Below are 1415 nucleotides of genomic sequence, written 5' to 3' on the forward strand. Positions count from 1 at the left end.
ATACATATAGCGATAACCCACTCGTTGTGGCTATCCCCGTGAACTCAACGATAAAAGACGTGAAAGAACTTGCTAATAAAAAGATAGCTGTTCAAGAGGCTACTACGGCTGACATATACACCACCGATAATCTGATAGGTAAAGGCGGTGAGGTTATGCGCTTTAAGGACGCCGTCGTTGCTGGTGCTGCACTAGGCACTGGCAAGGCTGATGCATTCCTGATGAACAAAGACGTGGTTTTAATGGTTCTCAACAACTATAAGGGCAAGTTAAAGATACTTGATGGTTTCCTTGTTGATACCATGAAACCTGCTATGGTCACTAAGAAAGGCAATACTGAACTGGCAGAGTTTATCAACAAGACGCTTGATGAGCCTATCAAGAGTGGCAAGGTAGAGGAACTAAAGGTTTTCTACGTTGAGGACTATGCCAAAATTGAGGGGAAATAGTTTCATATATGCCTGCTGTTTCTAGCTGCATAGCTAGCTTTGCTGGCTCTGCTATTAGGGATATGACGCTTGTAGCCGATAGTTGCGGTGCTATAAACCTATCGCAGGGTTATCCAGACTTTGCTCCGCCTAGGGCTATTACCGATAAGCTGGCAGAGGTAGCGGTAGCAGGACCACACCAGTATGAGATAACCTACGGCTCTGAACTTTTCCGCAGAACACTTGCGGAAAAGCAGAGCCGTCTTATGGGGCTAGCTATTAACCCTGACAAGCACCTTGTCGTCACCTGTGGGGCTACTGAGGCGATGCTTACTATAATGCTTGCCCTGTGCGAGGCGGGCGACAAGGTCGTCATATTCTCCCCGCACTACGAAAACTACGGTGCCGATGCGATATTGGCAGGTGCAGAGCCTATCTACATGCCGTTGAACCCGCCTACGTTTGATTTTAACAGAGCAGAGCTAGAGGCGATATTTGCACAGGGCGGGGTGAAGGCTATTGTTATTTGCAACCCTAACAACCCCTGCGGTAAGGTATTTACCGCTGATGAACTGGTATTTATCGCTAGCTTAGCTATCAAATATGATGCATTTGTTATCACTGACGAGGTCTATGACCACATAGTCTATAAGCCTCACAAACACGTGTATATGTCAGCACTGCCTAATATGTTTGAGCGAACTATCTGTTGCAACTCGCTCTCTAAAACGTATTCTATAACGGGCTGGCGGTTAGGCTATATACTAGGCGGAGGAGAGGCACTGGAGGCTTGCCGTAAGGTGCACGATTTTGTTACCGTTGGTGCTGCCGCTCCATTGCAACGTGCAGCTGCTGAGGGGCTAATGTTTGCTGACAGCTACTATGAGCAGCTATTAGAGATGTATGATAATAAACGCAAGCTGTTTCTCGGCGGGCTAAAAGATATAGGCTTTCAATTCTATGAACCACAGGGCGCATTCTATGTGC

General features: G+C 46.9%; 2 protein-coding genes. Both read left to right on the forward strand.

Annotated features, from left to right (window positions below; translation table 11 throughout):
- The coding region (locus tag AC1MDJ_RS07840) for a type 2 periplasmic-binding domain-containing protein (protein WP_479690364.1) at positions 1-449 on the forward strand (449 nt) is incomplete at its 5' end.
- Between the two features lie 8 nt (positions 450-457).
- A partial coding sequence (locus tag AC1MDJ_RS07845; RefSeq protein WP_479690365.1) for a pyridoxal phosphate-dependent aminotransferase occupies positions 458-1415 on the forward strand: 958 nt, incomplete at its 3' end.

It is taken from the genome of Candidatus Termitispirillum reticulitermitis (assembly GCF_054655775.1).